This window comes from Aquimarina sp. MMG016, from assembly GCF_018100805.1.
Lineage (GTDB): Bacteria > Bacteroidota > Bacteroidia > Flavobacteriales > Flavobacteriaceae > Aquimarina.
In genome coordinates this window covers 674,351-694,644 of sequence record NZ_JAGJEA010000002.1, presented here as the reverse complement: position 1 = coordinate 694,644, position 20,294 = coordinate 674,351, and the positions used below count along the sequence as shown (strand labels likewise).

13 protein-coding genes are annotated in these 20,294 nt (G+C 36.1%); 11 read left to right on the top strand and 2 right to left on the bottom strand.

Translation table 11 applies throughout. The features are described 5' to 3' along the window. Nucleotides 1-3 precede the first annotated feature (3 nt). Entirely contained in the window at nt 4-1,896 is a 1,893-nt protein-coding gene (locus J8M14_RS05945; RefSeq protein ID WP_211073663.1) for a histidine kinase, read from the top strand. A gap of 473 nt (nt 1,897-2,369) precedes the next feature. After that, nucleotides 2,370-4,475: a VWA domain-containing protein gene (locus J8M14_RS05940; protein WP_211073662.1), complete on the top strand. Its 2,106-nt coding sequence runs from the start codon at nt 2,370-2,372 to the stop codon at nt 4,473-4,475. Nucleotides 4,476-4,568: 93 nt separating this feature from the next. Here J8M14_RS05940 and J8M14_RS05935 read toward each other — a convergent pair whose 3' ends face one another. Together J8M14_RS05935 and J8M14_RS05930 are read right to left on the bottom strand one after the other, a co-directional pair. Continuing rightward, on the bottom strand, nt 4,569-5,294 hold the full coding sequence (locus J8M14_RS05935; protein ID WP_211073661.1) for a response regulator: 726 nt from the start codon (nt 5,292-5,294) through the stop codon (nt 4,569-4,571). Between the two features lie 3 nt (nt 5,295-5,297). Then, on the bottom strand, nt 5,298-6,341 hold the full coding sequence (locus tag J8M14_RS05930; protein WP_211073660.1) for a histidine kinase: 1,044 nt from the start codon (nt 6,339-6,341) through the stop codon (nt 5,298-5,300). 440 nt (nt 6,342-6,781) lie between these two features. Between J8M14_RS05930 and J8M14_RS05925 the strand changes: the two genes are divergently transcribed. The 9 genes from J8M14_RS05925 (at nt 6,782) to J8M14_RS05885 (ending at nt 20,290) form a co-directional block, all read left to right on the top strand. After that, nucleotides 6,782-9,715, top strand: coding sequence for a SusC/RagA family TonB-linked outer membrane protein (locus tag J8M14_RS05925; RefSeq protein ID WP_211073659.1), 2,934 nt, complete (start codon nt 6,782-6,784; stop codon nt 9,713-9,715). Between the two features lie 11 nt (nt 9,716-9,726). Beyond that, the gene (locus J8M14_RS05920) at nt 9,727-11,343 is read left to right on the top strand and encodes a RagB/SusD family nutrient uptake outer membrane protein (RefSeq protein WP_211073658.1); all 1,617 of its coding nucleotides are present in this window, start codon (nt 9,727-9,729) and stop codon (nt 11,341-11,343) included. Between the two features lie 20 nt (nt 11,344-11,363). Beyond that, nucleotides 11,364-12,413 carry a SusE domain-containing protein gene (locus J8M14_RS05915; RefSeq protein WP_211073657.1) on the top strand — a complete coding sequence of 350 codons (1,050 nt, stop codon included), beginning with the start codon at nt 11,364-11,366 and terminating at the stop codon, nt 12,411-12,413. A 147-nt stretch (nt 12,414-12,560) separates the two neighbouring features. Next, on the top strand, nt 12,561-13,715 hold the full coding sequence (locus J8M14_RS05910; protein WP_211073656.1) for a ChaN family lipoprotein: 1,155 nt from the start codon (nt 12,561-12,563) through the stop codon (nt 13,713-13,715). Nucleotides 13,716-13,724: 9 nt separating this feature from the next. After that, a complete protein-coding gene (locus J8M14_RS05905) occupies nt 13,725-15,719 on the top strand; it encodes an alpha/beta hydrolase-fold protein (RefSeq protein WP_211073655.1) in 1,995 nt (664 codons plus the stop codon). 221 nt (nt 15,720-15,940) lie between these two features. Next, on the top strand, nt 15,941-17,530 hold the full coding sequence (locus J8M14_RS05900) for an NAD(P)/FAD-dependent oxidoreductase (protein ID WP_211073654.1): 1,590 nt from the start codon (nt 15,941-15,943) through the stop codon (nt 17,528-17,530). A gap of 115 nt (nt 17,531-17,645) precedes the next feature. Next, a complete protein-coding gene (locus J8M14_RS05895; protein ID WP_211073653.1) occupies nt 17,646-18,407 on the top strand; it encodes a cyclase family protein in 762 nt (253 codons plus the stop codon). A gap of 155 nt (nt 18,408-18,562) precedes the next feature. Further along, nucleotides 18,563-19,564 (top strand): histidine kinase, encoded by a 1,002-nt coding sequence (locus J8M14_RS05890; protein ID WP_211073652.1) that lies wholly within the window; start codon nt 18,563-18,565, stop codon nt 19,562-19,564. Nucleotides 19,565-19,576: 12 nt separating this feature from the next. Next, complete coding sequence (locus J8M14_RS05885) at nt 19,577-20,290, top strand: LytTR family DNA-binding domain-containing protein (RefSeq protein WP_211073651.1); 714 nt, start codon at nt 19,577-19,579, stop codon at nt 20,288-20,290. Nucleotides 20,291-20,294 lie beyond the last annotated feature (4 nt).

Below are 20,294 nucleotides of genomic sequence, written 5' to 3'. Positions count from 1 at the left end.
ATGATGAAAATACTTCTTTTTTTAATACCCTTCTTGATTTTTGAATCGGTTTTTTCCCAACAAAAGAAGACTGTAATTTTTGATCCAGAAAAGGAGTATACCCAGGAGTATATAGATTCTATAATCAACTTTAAAATTCGTCCTGATGTGAATGAATATAAAAAGATGCTGGAATCTAATCCCAATCTAATTGGTTGGAGCAAATATTATTATGAAAAAGCATTTGCAAACTTTCCTAAGCATATTGATTCTGTCTTGTATTATACCGATGAATCTATTTCATCCTACGCTGAAGCAGCTATACAAAGACCTGTTGACGAGAAAATTCTGATTTCTGCCTATTATTATAAAGGAAATGCTTACCTGAGATTAAAGGATTTTCAAAAGGCAATCGAGCATTATCAAAACGCGTTGGAACTAACCAAAAGGCATACCTATAAAGGGAAAGCTTTTATTTTTAACGGTATCGCACACGGACATCTGGGGGTTGGTAATGATAGTCTTGCTTTGGAATATTATCTAAAAGCTTCTAAAGATGCCTTTTTTATGAAATTTCCGATTAACAAGGCCTCATTATATACCCGAATCGGTTATGTCTATGATGAATTTGAAGATACTAAGCTAGCAAAGTATTACTATAAAAGGGCTTTACAGGTCTCGGACAGCAGTGACTATAAAAATAATATTGATGCTTTATATGGTAATTTGGGACAGATCGCCAGGAAGGAACACCAAAAAGATTCTGTTCTGTATTATTTTAAAAAGGCCCTACAGGCACATCAACAATATGGGGTATCAAATGCTTTGGATGCGGATTTTGCTTTGATGTATGATTGTTATATAAAAATCCAGGAAGGGCAGGTACAAAAAGCGGTTGATAGCCTAACTGCTATTAAGAATAAACTAAATGATTTCGAAACCATTAGTGAGAATGATAAGGATCTGATGATAATGGTAACTTCTACCCTTGGGCTGGCCTATGAAAAGCTTGGTGATTCATCAGAGTATTCAAAGCTCCTGGAAGAGACCACCGATTTTTTGGATAAATTCCATAAACAGCAATCGGATAAGGATTTAGCAAATTTAGAGGTGCAATATCAAACTAAAGAAAAAGAAGCCTCCATTATACAGTTGGAAAAAAATAAAGCACAACAAAGTACTATTCTAAAGCAACAAAAAATAATCACCTATAGTCTGGGAGGTTTTTTACTGTTGTTATCCGGATTGGCTATTTTATTCTGGAGACAGAATAAGTTAAAATCCCAATACGAAAAGGAGAATTTAGAGCAACGTTTGCTGCGGTCGCAAATGAATCCGCATTTTGTGTATAATGCCCTAAATTCTATTTGTAATCTGGTAGATAAAAAGTCGGATAATACCATACCTTATATTCATAAACTATCCAGCTTGTTCCGTTTGATATTAACGAATTCCAGAGAAGAGTTGGTTAGTTTACAGGATGAGATTATTGCTCTACAAAATTATCTGGAGTTACAATCTAACTTTCATCATAGTTTCGATTTTACTATCGAAGTCAATGATGATATTGATACCGAAGAATTAATTATTCCGCCTATGTTGATCCAGCCATTTGTGGAAAATGCAATTGTACATGGACTTATAAATACCGAAGTGAGGGGAAAGATAATGATTAACATATCAAAACAGGAAGGAGATAGTTTGTTACACTGCAAAATAAGCGATAATGGAGTGGGGTATACAAAAAGTTTAGCGCTAAAAGCCTCAAAAGGCCATAGGTCTTTTTCTGGTGATATTGTTAGAGAACGACTGATTTTATTGAAAAAGAAGTTTAAGGTGAACACAAGATTTACCATTAAAGAAGTGGAAGAAGGAGGAACGGATATCGAACTGTACCTACCCTATGTTAAAGATTGATTTATTACATCGGACTTTGGCTTCATAGGTGTTCAGCCTTCGGCTACGCTTAGGCTTCGAAGAACAATTCAAATGAAAACAAGGGGTAGCGAACGTTGAGCGTAGCCGAAACGAAAGCGGAATCAGATACTACTAGATCCTCGGTTACGGATCCAAATAAAAACGAATAAAGCGATCACTGAGCCCTTCGATTTACTCAGGATAAACTGCACCGAAGTGAAAGCGGGCTTCGACTCCGCGGATGCTGAGCCTGCCGAAGTACAGCCCTCGAAGACGAATAATAATGAAAATAAAAGATAGCGATCACTGAGCGAAGTCGAAGTGAAAGCGAATCGTATTTTCCAAAGAGAAATAAATCATACCTATATTCAACTAACCCTTTCCCTCATCAAAAAGATACGTTCCCTCATTATAGATTGTTCAAGGTAGTAGGTAGCATTAGTTTTAGATTGTAATTATAAAAACAGTCAACTATGAAAGCACTACACTACCTTATGATCTTTATATTAAGTATGGGGATCACCACTGCTCAAGAAATAAAAATAACCGGAACAGTAACTGATACTAAAAAATTACCGCTACCGGGAGTCAATGTTACAATAAAAGGAAACAAACAGGGTGCTCAAACTGATTTTGATGGTAAGTATGCCATCACTGCTAAAATTGGGGACAAGTTAGAGTTTACTTATGTTGGATTCGAAATCAAAGTGGTCAAAGTAACAGGGAAATCTAATGTAATTGACGTAAAAATGAGAGAAGACGCTTCAGCATTAGAAGAAGTGATCGTTATAGGATATGGCACAACAACTCGGAGAAGCATGACAGCTTCTGTATCTACCATTTCTACACAGTCTAATCTTCCTAAATCCAATTTGAATCAACAAGCAAATAGAAGGCTTCAAGGAAAAGTAGCAGGAGTTTCGATTACCAGTGCAAGTGGGAAGAAAGATATAAAAGTCAGAGGTGTTGGTACGATAAAAGCAGCTAAGAAACCATTATATATAGTGGATGGAGTTCCTATTGCTGAAAAAGATATCAAATTAATCCAGACAATAGATCCTGCTACAATCTCTAAATCAAAAGAGTATAAGGGATCAAAAGCACAGGCTATTTTTGGTGCCAAGGCAGCTAATGGTTGTATTGTTATCACTACGCACGCAGGTAATTATAGAGTACAGAATGATGAATCTTATAAGGAGATTATAGAAAATGATTTTAAAAGAGTACACGCATCTCCACTATCTACATTTTCGATTGATGTCGATAAGGCGTCGTATAGTAACATTCGTAGAATGATTAATAACGGAACTAAAGTTCCTGCGGATGCGGTAAAAGTAGAGGAGATGATCAATTACTTTGATTATGCCTATGCACAACCTACCGGGAAGCATCCTTTTGCGATCCATACCGAACATACCAAAACACCGTGGAATCCTGAGACGCAATTAGTCAAAATAGGAATTAAAGGTAAGGAGATTGCACAACAAAACATTCCGGCTTCTAATCTGGTATTCTTAATCGATGTTTCGGGTTCTATGGATAGTCCAAACAAGTTACATTTATTAAAGAAAGCATTTAAATTGTTAGTAAATCAGCTTCGCGAAAAAGATAAAGTATCGATCGTAGTATATGCCGGTGCAGCTGGGATGGTCTTAAACCCAACATCTGGAGCGTATAAAAACAAAATTATGCAAGCATTGGATAATCTACAAGCTGGAGGATCTACAGCTGGTGGAGCTGGTATTGAACTAGCGTATAAGATTGCTAAAGATAACTTTATCAAAAATGGAAATAACAGGGTAATCCTTGCTACTGATGGGGATTTTAACGTAGGAATGAGTAGTGATAAAGATATGAAAGATCTTATAGAAGAAAAGCGCAAATCTAGGGTGTTTCTTACTTGTCTTGGTTTTGGAATGGGTAACTATAAAGATAGTAAACTAGAAACTCTGGCAGATAAGGGTAATGGTAATCATGCCTACATAGATACCCTGCAGGAAGCACAACGAGTGTTAGGTACAGAATTTGGCGGAACTTTATATACGATTGCCAAGGATGTAAAGATTCAAGTAGAGTTTAATCCTGCAAAAGTACAGGCATATCGATTGATAGGGTATGAAAATAGATTATTGGCAGATGAGGATTTTGTTGATGACACCAAGGATGCCGGAGAATTAGGTAGTGGCCATACAGTAACTGCATTCTATGAGGTCATCCCAGTAGGTTTACGAAGCGAATATCTTAAAGAGGTTGCCACATTAAAATATACTCTGGCAGAGCCTAATAAAGATTATGGTGATGAATTACTTACCGTAAAATTTAGATATAAAAAACCACAGGAGGATACCAGTATAGAAATGATTCGAGTATTAAAGGAAAAAGATAATCCTATAGCTTCACCGGAATTAAAGTTTGCAGCTGCTGTAGCTTGGTTTGGTATGAAATTAAGAGGATCTAAATACTTAAAGAAGGATTCATTCTCTGATATTGTAAACCTATCAAAAGAAGGTAGAGGATATGACAAGCACGGGTATAGGGCAGAGTTTATAAGGCTGGTAAACAGCTATCAGGGGTTGTAGTTGAATATTGTGATAATTTTGGTGTTATGAGAAAAGGCATCTGCTTATAGACAGTAGATGCTTTTTTATATTAATCTGTTTTATTGTTTAGGTTTAAAAATATCCAAGTACCTCTTTTACAGTTTCTTTATATTTTCTACCTACCGGTATTTTATTTCCCTGTAATTCGATCTCTGTGGGAGAAAAGGTATCAATATGATCCATGGCGATAAGAAATGATCGGTGAACCCGTAGAAATTTATCAGTGGGGAGTATACTTATAATAGAAGATATAGGCCTGTGCGCAATAATCTCCTTGGTAGTGGTTTTTACCTTAATATAGCTTTTTAGGCTTTCTATATACAGAATATCATCGATGTATATTTTCTGCATCTTTTTTACGACTTTAAGATATATATACGGCTTGCTTTCTGTATTGTTATTATTGACCTCTACTATAGTATCATTATTTTGTTTTGACTGCCTAAAGACCTTGTTTACTGATTTTAAAAACCTGGAAAACTCAATAGGTTTTAATAGATAATCTATAGCATCCAGATTATAAGCATCTAGCGCATGATCCTTATACGCGGTGGTGAAAATAACCGTAGGAGCAGGAGATAGGTCTTTGAGAAACTCGATTCCCGTAATCTCCGGCATTTGTATATCCAGAAAAATAAGATCAACATTAGTTTTATGCAGTACATTAAATGCCTCGTGAGCACTACTGCATTTGGCAACTAATTCTAAATCATCGATACGAGCAACAAAATTTTCTATTACATCTCTTGCCAGTGGCTCGTCGTCTACAATAAGACATCTTATTTTTTGAGGTGTCATATATCAAATAAGATTTAAGGTTAGTTCCATTTTATAATGCGATTCGGTTTCGTTTCTAATCATTTCATAATTATCTTTATAAAGTAACTCCAGTCGCTTTTGCACATTCACTAAACCAACCCCGGTTTTTTCTCCGTTATCCTGATTTGCATTTATTTTTTTGGTGTTATAAACAGTCATCGTTAATAGATCTTTATTAGCAATGATACTGATTTCTATGGTGGATACTTTATCATTACTAATCCCATGTTTAAAAGCATTTTCTACAAATGGCATTAGAATAAAAGGAGCTATTTCCTGATCCTTATTCATACTGGATGTAAAATGAATGGTATTACTGGCATTAAGCCTCAATTTCTCCAGGTCAATATAATTTCTTAGGTATTCTATTTCTTTTGATAAAGGTACTTTTGGCACATTGGCCTCATATAACATATAGCGCATTAACCCTGATAATCGAATAAGGGCATCTTCTGCCTCATCAGATTTTTTTAGGATCAAGGAGTATAAATTGTTTAAAGTATTGAATAAAAAATGTGGGTGTATTTGATTTCGTAGTTGATTTAGTTCGGATTTGTATTGTTCTCGTTCTAATGTGAGGTATTTTTTTTGTTCGGCATTATAAAACTTTACAAACACAAAAACCAAAGGAAAAACTGCTGCGAGGTTCAGGTCAAATACATTTCCCATAATTTCAGTAACATTAAACATATCATAATTTTTCCAATCCGGGAAAAAGAAAGATCTGCTATATTGCCATACAGTTCGTTGTACAAAGATAGTAACCAGGAGTAACCAGATAATATAGCTAATACCAAATACGAATAAATTTCTTTTTAGAAAAAACTTAGGAATCAAAACATATAATGTACCATATACTACAAATATTCTTGCGGGCCACAATAAGGCTTGAACGGTAAGATGTATTTGATAACTCTCCCCGGTACTTCCCCATATAAATGCTAAAAACAAATTAAAACTCAGCCAGTATAGTAGGTGTCGGCTAATTCTATATCGTAATTGATTGCTGTAAAAAAAGTCTACCATTATTTATGTTCTGAGCGAAAAATAAGCATAAAATCCGATAAAGTTTACAGCTTTACCTCAGACAATATCAAACTACAGATACTTATGCATAAACAGCAGTTTATCGTGTACAAAAGTGATGATATGATAAAAAACAACCGGAAACCTTAAAAAGTAGGGAAAAACGGTTTTTTGGCGCTATAAGCTGTTGTTTGTTCATTCGGCTTTTTAGACCTATTCATTTTTGATAATATGTGCTCAAATTCAAACTATTAGCACAAAACATCTATGATTCTATTCCAGAAAAAAACATTGTTTAGAAAGCCTTGCCCCATTGTAATTACAAACCTACAGACACCAGTATTACGAAATTCCATGTAGCCTTTTATTTGTCCCGAATCGTGTATGAGATCCTTTTATGCCAACTAACTATTTATTTAAACTATCAGAATTAATACTATATGAGAACAAAACAAAAACTATTAATGTGTTTCATCACTATAGTTTCTTTAGGAATTAATGCCCAAAGTACTATAAGTGGTATCATTACAGAAAAATCTACCGGTAGTGCTATTCCGGGAGCTAACGTCATTGTAAGAGGCACCACCACCGGGGCAGTATCCGATTTTAATGGAGTGTATACCATACCGGCAAATACAGGAGATGTATTAGTCTTTTCTTATTTAGGGTTTAAAGACGCAGAAATAGTGGTGAATACAACTACGATTGATGTAGCCTTAGAAGAAGATGCGGATACATTAGATGAAGTAGTCGTTATAGGATACGGTACTACGACCGTTAAAGACGCAACCGGAGCAATAGAAAAGGTAGACGCAAAAGATTTTAATCAAGGTGCGATCTCCTCTCCGGAACAATTGATTACCGGTAAAACTGCCGGGGTGAATGTCATACCACCGGGAGGGCAACCCGGACAAGCAGGAACTATTAGTATCAGAGGAGGAAACTCTTCGTTATCTGCTAATAATAGTCCACTGGTTGTTATCGATGGAGTACCTATCGATCAGGGAACCACAGGGGGTAACGGAGTAGCTGCTCTAAACGCTATAAATCCTAATGATATAGAAAGTTTTGTAGTGTTAAAGGATGCATCATCTACTGCTATATATGGATCAAGGGCTTCTGCCGGTGTAATTCTTATTACTACTAAAAGCGGGAGTCTAAGTGCTCCTTTTAAAGTGCAGGTTAATACTACGGGTTCTATTGGTATGGTACAACGCAGAACAGATGTACTGAATGCCGATGAGTATAGACAGGTAGCAACCAATAGCCAGAATGCAGGATTAATTCTTCCTCTCTTAGGAAATAGTAATACAGATTGGCAGGATGAAATCTTTCAGGAAGCTATCGGTACGGATACCAATATAACCCTTACACAAGGTTTTGGCAGTACATCGTATAGAGTTTCTGCAGGGTACACTACTCAGGATGGATTAGTGAAGACATCAAGATTTGAACGTAGTTCAGCCGCTATTAGCCTTCGTCAAAACCTGTTTGACCGAAGCTTATCTATTGATCTAAATATTCGGGGAGCACTTACTCAGGATGATTTTGCTAATGGGGGAGCTTTAGGAGCCGCAGCACAGTTTGATCCTACACAATCTGTATTTAGTGGGTCTGATCAATTTGGTGGCTATTGGGAGTGGTTGCAATCTAATGGAAATCCAGAACCACTGGCACCAAGAAATCCAGTTGGATTGTTACAGCAACTTACTAATACAGCAGAAACAGAGAGAGCCCTGGGTAATATTAAACTGGACTATAATGCCCCTTTCTTAGAAGGACTGAATGCTAATATAAATTTAGGATTCGATTATAATGAGGTGAGTGGTGAAACCAATGTACCTGCAACCTCAGCTTCAGGTTTTCTTGCTCAGGGAACAATTGGAGATTATGGAAGCATCAGGAGAAGTACACTGGCGGATCTATTCCTGAACTATAAAAAAGATATCGAAAGTATAAAGAGTGCTATAGAATTAACTGCAGGACATACTTTTCAGAAATTCTATAGAAAAAATTATAATAGTACTACTCCTACCGTAGGAGCTCCTACAGAGAATAGTTTTGCAACGCAGAATGCTTTAGAATCTTATGTTACAAGACTACGATACTCTTATGATAGTCGATACCTATTAACATTAAGTTATAGATCAGATGGTTCTTCCAGGTTTAGCGAGGAAAATCGTTGGGGAAACTTTTTTGCAGCGGCGCTGGCCTGGAACATAGCAGAAGAAGGCTTTCTCCAAAACTCTGAAACTATCTCTAATCTAAAACTACGATTAGGATATGGACAAACCGGACAGCAAGAAATCGGAGTTGATTTCGGGTATTTGCCGGTATATGTAAACGGTGCTGATAATCAGCAATACCAGTTAGGAAATACATTTTATAATACCGTACGTCCACAAGGATATGATGAAAATATTAAATGGGAAGAATCCGAAACGTATAATATAGGACTGGATTATGGTTTTCTGGACAACCGAATCTCCGGAAGTATCGAATATTTTACCAGAGAAACCAGCGATGTATTAAACCTGATCCCTATACCATCCGGAACAAATCTCACCAATCAATTGACCACAAATATTGGAGATCTGGAGAATAGCGGTTTTGAGTTTACCATAGCATCTGATATAATCAGGAAGCGTAATTTTAATTGGAATGTAGCTTTCAACGCATCCTATCTCACCAATGAAATAGTAAAACTAAATATTGTCGATGATCCTTCATTTATAGGAGTCCCAACAGGTTTTATTTCTGGGGGTATCGGAAACACGGTGCAAATTCATAGGGTAGGTTCGCCGCAACGATCTTTCTTATTATATAAACAAGTCTATGATGCCGGGGGAAGACCGGTAGAAGGTGTCTATGAAGATATTAATGGAGACGGTATTGTAGATACGGGGGATTTATATATTAGCGAAAACCCGGCGGCGGACTACTTATTTGGTTTATCATCCAGTGCGAATTATAAGAACTGGGACTTGAATTTTACCATGAGAGCTAGTATTGGCAACTATGTCTATAATAATGTTGCTTCTTCTACAGGAAATGAGTTTGGGTTGCATTCTCTGGGAACCAATAGAAATGTACATGCATCGATATTAGAAACAGGGTTTAAAAACAATCAACTGTTATCTGATTATTATCTGGAAGATGCTTCTTTTCTAAAAATGGATAACATCACACTAGGATACAATTTTAAAGATCTTATCAATGATGATAAAATAGGTTTAAGGATGCAGCTCACGGTGCAAAATGTTTTTACCATCACAGGGTATGATGGGATTGATCCTGAAATTCCGGGTGGTATCGATAACAACTTCTTTCCCAGACCGAGAAATATTGTATTTGGAGCTAATATGAACTTTTAAAAAAAATGAAAATGAAAGCTATTAAAATATTGAATAAACTTATTAGCATCGCTACAGTTCTGATCGTATTGATGATGTTATGTTTGGTATCCTGTGCTGATGAGTTAGATTTAGAACCACTGAGTGCTCAGACCTCTGAAGTTACTTTTGCCAATCCTGATGCCTATAAACAATTTTTGGCTAAGATTTATGGAGGTATTTCATTAACCGGCCAGGACACTAGTGGGAGCCAGGATGATATTGCCGGAATCAATGGTAATTTTTCTAATTACCTGCGTCTGCTTTTTACCACACAGGAGTTAGCAACGGATGAATCTATTATCGCCTGGAATGATCAAACGATCCATGACATCCATAATCACGTATGGACCTCATCAGATATATTTATTACAGCCATGTATGCCAGAGTATATTTTCAGGTAGGTTTGGTGAATCAGTTTTTAAGGGAAACAGAGCCTGGGGTTTTGGATAGCAGAGGAAATGTTAGTGCAGCATTAAGAACCGAAATTGCAGGGTTTAGGGATGAAGCTCGTTTTATGAGAGCTTTTAGTTATTGGCACGGATTGGATATGTATGGTAATATTCCTTTGGTGAATGAGAACGATCCTGTAGGTGCTTTTTTTCCGCAACAGATTTCCAGAACAGATATGTTTGCCTATATAGAATCTGAATTGTTGGATATAGAAACAAGATTGCCAGATCCTCGGCAGAATGAATATGGTAGAGCCGATAAAGGGTTTGTGTGGATGTTATTGGCAAAACTATATCTCAATGCAGAAGTGTATACCGGAACAGCCAGATATACAGATGCACTCGAGTATACCAATAGAATTATAAATGCAGGGTATATACTTGCTCCTAATTATAACTATCTGTTTCTAGCAGATAATGATCGCAATGGAGCCGAGGATGAAATTATTTATCCGGTACTTTTTGATGGTATTGCTAATGGTTCTTTTGGAGGAACGACCTACTTGGTACATGCTGCAATTGGCGGTAATATGGATCCTGCATTATTTGGAGTAAATGCCGGATGGGGAGGACTTAGAAGTACAAGTGCCTTTGTGGATAAGTTCGATGATATCACAGGAAATACGGATACTAGAGCGATGTTTCATACGGATGGGCAGACTTTGGAGATTGCCAACCCATTTGATTTTACACAAGGATATGCAGTGACCAAATATCGTAATGTAGATGTTGATGGTAATATTGGTTCTGACGCTTCAGGGAATAATGTCGATGTTAATTTTCCGATGTTTAGACTAGCGGATGCGTATCTGATGTATGCCGAAATTTTTTTAAGAGGAGGTGGCGGTGATGCCAATACAGCAGTAGGGTATATTAATGACCTTAGAGAACGAGCGTATGGCGATACCAGCGGTAATATTAGAGCAGCAGATCTAAATTTAGATTTTATACTTGATGAAAGATCCAGAGAATTATACTGGGAGTGTCATCGTAGAACAGACCTTATTCGTTTCGGGCAATTTTCTGATCAAGGCGTATGGCCCTGGAAAGGAAATATCGCCGCAGGAAGAACGACTGAGAAATTTAGAGACCTATATCCAATGCCAAGTGCAGAGCTCAATGCCAATCCTAATCTTGTTCCAACTCCGGGATATTAATTTAAATAGTAGTTAACATTATGAAGAATATATATAACAACATAGTTATCGTACTGATAGCATCGATATTTATAGTATCCTGTGAGGATAATGATGACCTTATCACCCTTTCTCCAACAGCTTCTACCGGAGTGGCTAATTTTTCTGTAAACAGTATTGTTTTGGATAGAAATAATGAAGATGCAGAGGTGTTGACCATTACATTTCAGGAACCGGATTTGGGATATAGCGCAGGATCTATAGGATATCAATTATTATTTGATTTGGCTGATGGTGATTTTAGTGCTCCGCAGATACAAGCAGTGACCAGTGGTTTTTCTACAACATTTACTGCAGCAGAGTTAAATCAGATTTTGATTAACCTGGGTGCTAATCCCGGAGCAGCAATAGAGCTTTTGGTAAAAATAGAAACGGTACTGTCTAGTGATACCAGCTTATTTTCTGAACAGAGTTCGCTTCAAGTAACACCATATGCATCTACATTAGATTTATCATCAAGATGGGGATTAGTTGGAGATGCGACCATAAATGGATGGGATGGCCCGGATATGCCATTTTATCAATCTACGGATGGTAGCTTGCCGGCAGGTACTTTTGTGGCTTATGTGACACTCACGGATGGTTTTATTAAAGTAAGAGCAGATAATGATTGGACTATAAACTATGGAGATGTAGATGATGATGGGGTGCTGGAACCAGGAACCTTAAATAATAATATTGCCATATCCGCCGGAACTTATAAAATCCTGTTTAATGAAAACTCATTAAGCTATTCTGTAGCACCTTATTCCTGGGGATTGGTCGGAGATGCTACTATAAATGGATGGGATGGTCCGGATATGCCATTGACCTATGATCCTTTATTTGATAATTGGCAAGCTGATGTAACATTGGTGCAAGGAAATATGAAGATTAGATTTAATAATGATTGGGCCATAAACTACGGAGATGTTGATAATGATGGGGTACTGGAACCAGGAACTCTTAATAATAATATTGCAGTAAATCCGGGAACCTATATCATTACGTTTAATCCTATAACCCTGGAATATAGTATCAAATCGAGGTAGTAGGAGTTTTAATAGAATTGGATTTGTTTTTTAATTGTTTGATAGAAGCTATTTTATGTGTGTTGAATTAGTTTTTGTAGTTTCATTTTGACTTTAAAGGGGCTAAAACCACATAGCCCCTTTTTTAATATAGTATAGTTATATGATATGGATTTAAGAGATAACATATGGATTGCTATTGCCTTTATAGTTTTTTATAGCGGTATAGGTCAAAGTACCGGTTTTTCTGAAGAATTACAGTATTTAGATCAGAAAGGCCTTGATCCGATATCGTATGTGGTTAACAAAACCAAAGAATATGATATGGTGATTCTGGGAGAAGATCATGCGATTAAAAACAATCTCGATTTTGTGACACAACTAATTCCCCAACTATATGAAGCTGGTGTATACACCTTAGGAATGGAGTTTGGAGCTTATGAAAAACAAGCTACCCTGGATTCGTTAGTCACCGGTAAAACGTATGACGAGCAAGTAGCCAGAGATATGATGTATTTCTATAATGTTGGCTGGGCATATAGGGAGTATATGGATATTTATAAAACAGTATGGAAATTTAATACAAACCTTTCTCCAGATCAAAGGAAATTTAGAATACTAAATATTAGCTATCAATATGATTGGAGTGAATTCGAAGGTACACCCACACCTGAGAATATGTCTAACGTATTTTATAAAGGAACTCCCAATAAATTTAGGACAGAAGTCATAACTAAAGAAATAGTAAGCAAAGAAGACAAAATTGTGCTGTTAGTGGGAACTCCTCATGCGTATACCAAATACAAGCAGGCTTCATTAGCAGCTAATCAAGATGATTTTTGTCACTACGATGATGGAAGTCTGGGAAACAGGCTTTATCAACAATATCCTTCTAAAGTCTTTTCTATTTTCTTGCACGGACCATTTTATAACAAACCAAACAAAGCACCATTTCTGCTATCACCGGCCAATGGTAATATAGAAGCGCTTATTGAAAAAAGGGATAACATCCCGGTGGGATTTGATTTACAAGACACTCCGCTTGGCAAGTTGAGAGATGATAGTAATTATGCAACCTGCTATCCTGATTTTACATTAGACAAATTGTTTGATGGGTACATTTTCTTAGTACCATTTAAAAATATGGAGCCTTGTACGATAGACCAGGATTTCTTTAAAAATAAGGACTGGATCAATACTAAGTTACAGCTCCCGGATCCACATTGGCACGGAGAAGTGGATAACCTTGATGAATATTGGAAACAGATAAAAGGGTATGCAGATGTAAAATCTCGTTATCGTGTATTACTTAATAAACAATAATATAGAAACATGAAAAGAATTATAGCAGTTGTACAGGTGTTAATTTTTATGTCACTCTTTAGTGTCATTGCACAAGAATCTGAAAAACTCAGGATCGGAACTGAGTATACCATTACATCAACAATCTTAAAAGAAAAAAGAAGCTACATCGTCAGCCTTCCTGCATCGTATGCAGAAACGACAAAGCGTTATCCTGTTTTGGTACTATCAGATGGTGATTATCGGTTTATTTATACCTCTGGTTTAATAGAATATCTAAGTAAAACGCATAGAATTCCTGAAACTATAATTGTGGCTATACCTAATACGGATAGAAATAGAGATCTAACACCTACACAGACAGCGTATGCTAATTCGAGTGGAGGAGGAGAAGATTTTTTGAATTTTATCGAAAAAGAACTCTTATCAGAAGTGGATAAAAAGTTTAGAACCAATTCATATAGAATATTAACCGGACATTCTCTGGGAGGTCTTTTTGCAGGATATGCATATCTTTCTAATAGTACATTTAATGCCTACATCGCTACAGATCCAAGTTTTTGGTGGGATTCGCAGCTATTGACCAAAAGAATTAACTCGGATTTGGTTAAAAAAATCAAGCATAAAAGGATGTATATTTCTAGTGCTGACAATTATGAAAGAAATAAACAAGGAGTTACAGCTATGCGTAATGCTCACGAGCTTTTCTGCAGCACGCTTAAAAATTATGGAGTGCCCTATACTCATATAAAATTAGAATATTTTGAAGATGAAAACCATGGTACTTCCGCCTATAGAAGTTTATATGAAGGACTTCTATATGTTTATCAGAATTATGATACCTATATATCAGAGAATGATGTTCAGTTAGAAAGTGAAAAAGTCAAAGGTTTTAACCAGGAAGGTAAAGGAGTATATTTAAATACGATAAAACATACGTTATATTCAGAGTCATTAGGAGAAGAAAGAGAGTATACCATTAGTCTTCCTCCATCATACCAAAACAATACTGCGATAAATCATCCTGTCTTATTTCTTTTGGATGGTGATTATCATGTGTTTTCGACAAGTACTACAGTAGAGGTGATGAGCAAGGAAGGACAAATACCTGAAATGATTATTGTCGCAATTTCTACGCATCAAAGCAAGGTAAGAGACTTTTCTCCTACCAAATCATTAATTGGTTATGACGGAAAGGATCATAAGATTGCACAGAAAGATAGCGGAAACGGAAAGCAGTTTCTTAAGTTTCTGGAGAAAGAACTTCTTCCGGAAGTCAAAAAAAAATATAGAACCAAAAACTACAATGTATTAGTAGGTCATGCTCTGGGAGGCACCATAGTTACTGAAGCATACTTAGATAATACTGTGTTTAATGCATATCTGGCAATCGATCCAAACTATTGGTGGGATGACCAATATATCATTAGAAAGATCGATACTAGTTTAGCTCATGAAATACAGAAGAAACGTTTCTACCTTTCTGGGGCTAATAGTTATAAAAACACCAATGGCAAGATTGCAAAGATGAGAAATAGCCATGAGCACTTTTATGCAAGGCTAAAAAATCAGGGGATATCGCACTCCAATGTTAAATTTCAGATTTTCGAAAAAGAAGATCACAGAAGTGTTTCTTTGATTAGTTTATACCACGGATTGGAATTTATTTTTAAAGATTATGTATTGCCTTTATCAAGGACCATTACTAAGAACGATATCATAGATCATTATGATACCTTGTCAGAGAATTTAGGCGTTAGTTTTTTGCCTCCGGAGAATGTTGTCAATATGACTGCCTGGGCTAAATTTAATGGCAATGAACGAAAAGAGGCTTATGAGCTTTTTAAAATGAATATAAAAAATTACCCTAGTTCCCATACTGCTTATGAAATGCTCGGGTATGCATATCATAACGACGGTAATATCCAAGAAGCTATTATACACTTTGAAGAATGTATTAGAATAAATCCAGGTATTAATGAAAGGATTGTAGCATTAGTAAAGGATTTAAAACTTAAAAAATAACAAGGATACATCCATATCGGGCTTAGGTTACTTCTGAAGTGGGGGTGCTTCAGAGTTTCCTATACTCGATTCCATATATTTAGTTTTCTTTAGGCATATTCTATAAAAAGAGTTCTTTGACAAACAAAGAGTAGGATTTAATATTTTCTGAATATTGGTTTAACATTAATTATCTTCTTAGATTTGAGAAACAACTTATAACCAAAATTGTTACCAGATCTATGATACAATCCTATAAACAACGCCCACAATTAGAAGATACCTATGATGTGATTATTATTGGATCCGGAATGGGAAGCCTTACTGTTGGAGCTATATTAGCAAAAGAAAGTAAGAAAGTATTAGTTCTGGAACGTCATTATACAGCAGGAGGGTTTACCCATGTATTTAAACGTAAAGGATATGAGTGGGATGTAGGTATTCATTATATAGGTGGTGTACAACAAGAGCATAGTCCTATACGCAAGTTGTTTGATTACGTTTCTGATAATAAGTTAGAGTGGGCTGATATGGGCGAAGTATATGATCGAATTATTATTGGGGATAAATCCTATGATTTTGTAAAAGGAGTAGAGAACTTTAAAAATAAAATGCTAGAATATTTTCCTAATGAGGAAAAAGCTATTGAGCAATATATTAGTTTGGTTTTCAAAGCAAATAAGGTAATGAGTACGTTCTATAAAGAAAAGGCATTACCTGGTTTTTTGCGTTTTTTGATTGGTGGTTTTATGAGAAGGCCATATCTGAAATATGCTGATCAAACTACGTATGCAGTATTAAGCAAACTAACAGATAACCAAGAATTAATAAAGGTATTAACGGCGCAGTATGGGGATTATGGTTTACCTCCTAAGCAAAGTAGTTTTGCAATGCATGCTTCTGTAGCAAGGCATTATTTTTCTGGCGGTAACTTTCCTGTTGGTGGATCTTCTAGAATTGCGGATACGATTGATCCTGTTATTGCTGATGCTTCTGGTACGATATTGACTAACGCTGCTGTGGAGGAAGTGATCATAGAAGATAATAATGCCAAAGGTGTGCGTATGATTGATGGTAAGGAATTTTATGCCGATACTATTATTAGTGGAGCCGGTGTTTTTAATACTTTCGAAAAGTTGATTCCTAAACAAGCACGTATTCAGCATAAATTACAAGAGCAATTACAAAAAGTAACTCCATCTGTTTCACATGCATGTTTATATATGGGACTTAAGAGTTCTCCGGAAGCATTGCAGCTGCCTAAAACTAATTTTTGGATCTATCCTGATGATGGTGACCACGATACTTGTGTGGCGAGATACCTGAAAGATCAGGACGCACCTTTTCCTGTAGTATATGTATCTTTTCCATCTGCCAAAGACCCTGATTGGACCAATAGATACCCGGGTAGAAGTACTATAGATATTATTACCCTGGTTCCGTATGAAGCATGTGCGAACTGGGAAGGTACCCGATGGATGAAACGTGGAGAATCGTATGAGGAATGGAAAGAAAAAATTGCCCAACGATTAATGAAGGAGTTATTCAAACAATTACCACACCTGGAAGGACAAGTGGATTATTATGAACTTTCTACACCACTAAGTACAAAACATTTTGTGAACTACGAAAAAGGAGAGATCTATGGGATTGATCATACCCCTGATCGATTTCGCCAAAAGTTCTTACAACCCAGAACACCTATTAAGGGATTATACCTTACGGGACAAGATATTGTAACGGCTGGGGTGGGAGGAGCTTTGTTTGCAGGTGTTGTTACTGCTTCTGCTGCTACAGGAACCAATTTTGGAAGAAAGATTTTTAAATCCTAATTCAAACGCTCCAAAGTATAGTAAGATCTAAATAGTATTCACTAAAAACAGTAATATTTCCTTTTACGGAAGTAAGAACTATAGTATCAAAAAAACTCATAAAACCACAACTACCATGAAAATCATCGATCTCTCAAAACCTATTCAATACAATGCATCTGATCCTTGGTTTATGAAAGTAAAAATAAAGCATAAACCTCACCGCAAGGCAAAATGGCTAATTCGTGTATTAGGATTGCCTTTTAGATTATTTCCTAAAGGATTTACCGGTTGGGCAGACGATACCATAAAAAAGATGGGAGTCCATTCCACGACTCATATTGATGCTCCATGGCATTATGCTCCCACGGTTAATGGAGAAAAAGCCAAAACTATTGATGAGATACCATTAGAATGGTGTTATGGCCAGGGGTTAGTGATCGATATGAAACATAAACAAGATTTTGATCCGATTACGGTAACTGATCTAACATCATTTTTGGAGACTAACGATTTAGCAATAGCACCCGGTATGATAGTACTGATTAAAACCGGACGAGATAAATTTAATGGTACCAAAGATTTTCATAAAATAGGTACAGGGATGAGTGCGGAGGCGACTGAATGGTTGATCGATCAAGGAATCAAAGTGATGGGGATTGATGCCTGGGGATGGGATTTGCCATTACCTTATATGATGAAAAAGGCTAAGGAAACTAATAATCCCGAACTGTTTTGGGAAGCACACTTGGTAGGACAACGAAAAGAATATTGTCATATGGAGCAACTTGTAAACCTCGATGCATTGCCATACTCAGGTTTTAAGGTGGCAGTTTTTCCGTTAAAGATTGTAGGTGCTTCTGCCGCTCCTGCCAGAGTTGTGGCAATAATGGAGTAGAAAAGTGTCTGAATATTAAACTTCTGATTTCATCGAGCAGTAGTTGTCGTTGAGATAAAAAAATAGCATATTAATCATTATTTATAGATATTGTGGATTTATTTTTGATTTCATAATATTCTATGAATAATACCTCTTTATTTAATAACCGTATCTTGAAGCATGTAATCTTCTGGATTTTATATTGGTTACTTTGGGTATTGTTAGATGTTATGCGGGGGATTCCGTTTCTTAATGCATGTTCTCGCTATCTGGGATGCTTCATTGAGATTCCGTTCTATTATTTACATATGTATTATTTGTGGCCAAAGTACATTGACACAAAACGCTATGGATACTACTTTTTGATTTTTATTCCATTACTAATTTTTAATGCTTATCTGGTATTATTGGCAGAGTATTACATAATCTATCCAATATTATTAGAAGTGCCCAAACTACCAGAAGATTTCTTTTCATTTACCAGGGTACTTGGCCTCACCAGAGCCATACTATTATGGTTTGGTCCAGCAACAGCCATAAAAGTATTCAGGGATTATTATGCCAATAAGATCAATCTGGAGAAGGTAGAGAAAGAACAGAAGATCAGCGAGCTTAATTTTTTAAAGTCGCAGATGAATCCACACTTTTTGTTTAATACGCTAAACAATTTGTATTCACTAGCATTAAAAGGTTCTAAGAGGACTCCAGAGGCATTGCTGCAATTGTCTAACTTATTATCCTATATGCTATATGATGGGGTGGAAGATAAGATCTCATTAGAAAAAGAAATTCATCACCTCAATGATTATATAGAATTAGAAAAGCTAAGATTTGGAAACAGATTGAAGTTACAACTAGAGTTGATGGGAGATTTTAATGAAGTGATGATTCCACCATTGATTATCATTCCGTTGGCAGAAAATGCATTTAAGCATTGTGCACTAAATGAAAGGGGAGATGTAGAGATACAAATTTCTATTGCTATACAAAATAATGAATTACAGATCAGTACGATCAATCCTGTAAAGAATAAGATGGAAGAAGGAAAAAAGAATGGAATTGGTGTACAGAATTTATCCAAAAGACTACAGATTATGTATCCCAAAAAACATACTTTTAAATTAGAAGAACGGGAAAAGAAGTTTTATGCAGATGTATGTATACAGTTGAGTTAAATAAGTTAATGAATGGGTAAAATAACGTGTATTATAGTAGATGATGAGCCTTTGGCTCACGATGTGATTTCTGACTATATAGGAAGGCTTGATTTTTTATCAGAAGTCGGAACATTTCTGGATGCACTATCTGCTATAGAATATTTGCATAATAATACTGTAGACCTTATTTTTTTGGATATCCAGATGCCTATGCTGGATGGGATCAATTTTGTAAAAACATTATCCATTCCTCCAAAAATTATTTTTACCACAGCTCATCGGGATTATGCAGTAGATGGTTTTGAGCTTAATGCTGTAGATTATCTGATAAAACCAATTCCGTTTTACCGCTTTGTGCAAGCGGTAGAGAAGGTAAGAGGAAGAGTGACTCAAGATATTCCAGAAGTCTTAACTACAGATGCAATATTTTTTAAAGTTGATAAGCGAAAAATCAAAGTTCACTTTACAGACATTCTTTATATCGAAAGCTTAAAGGATTATATTAAAGTTATTCTCACTGATCGTTCTCTGGTGACCTATCAAACACTCACGGGAGTATTAGAAGTATTACCACCTACTCAGTTTGTGCAGGTTCATAAATCTTTTATAGTCAATTTTCATTATGTAACCGCTATGGAAGGGAATACGCTGGAGATCGAGGATCATAGTATTCCAGTAGGTAGAGGGTATCGTGATGAAGCCTTGAAAAAAATATACAACACCGGTAAAAAAGGTTGGAGATAAGTGA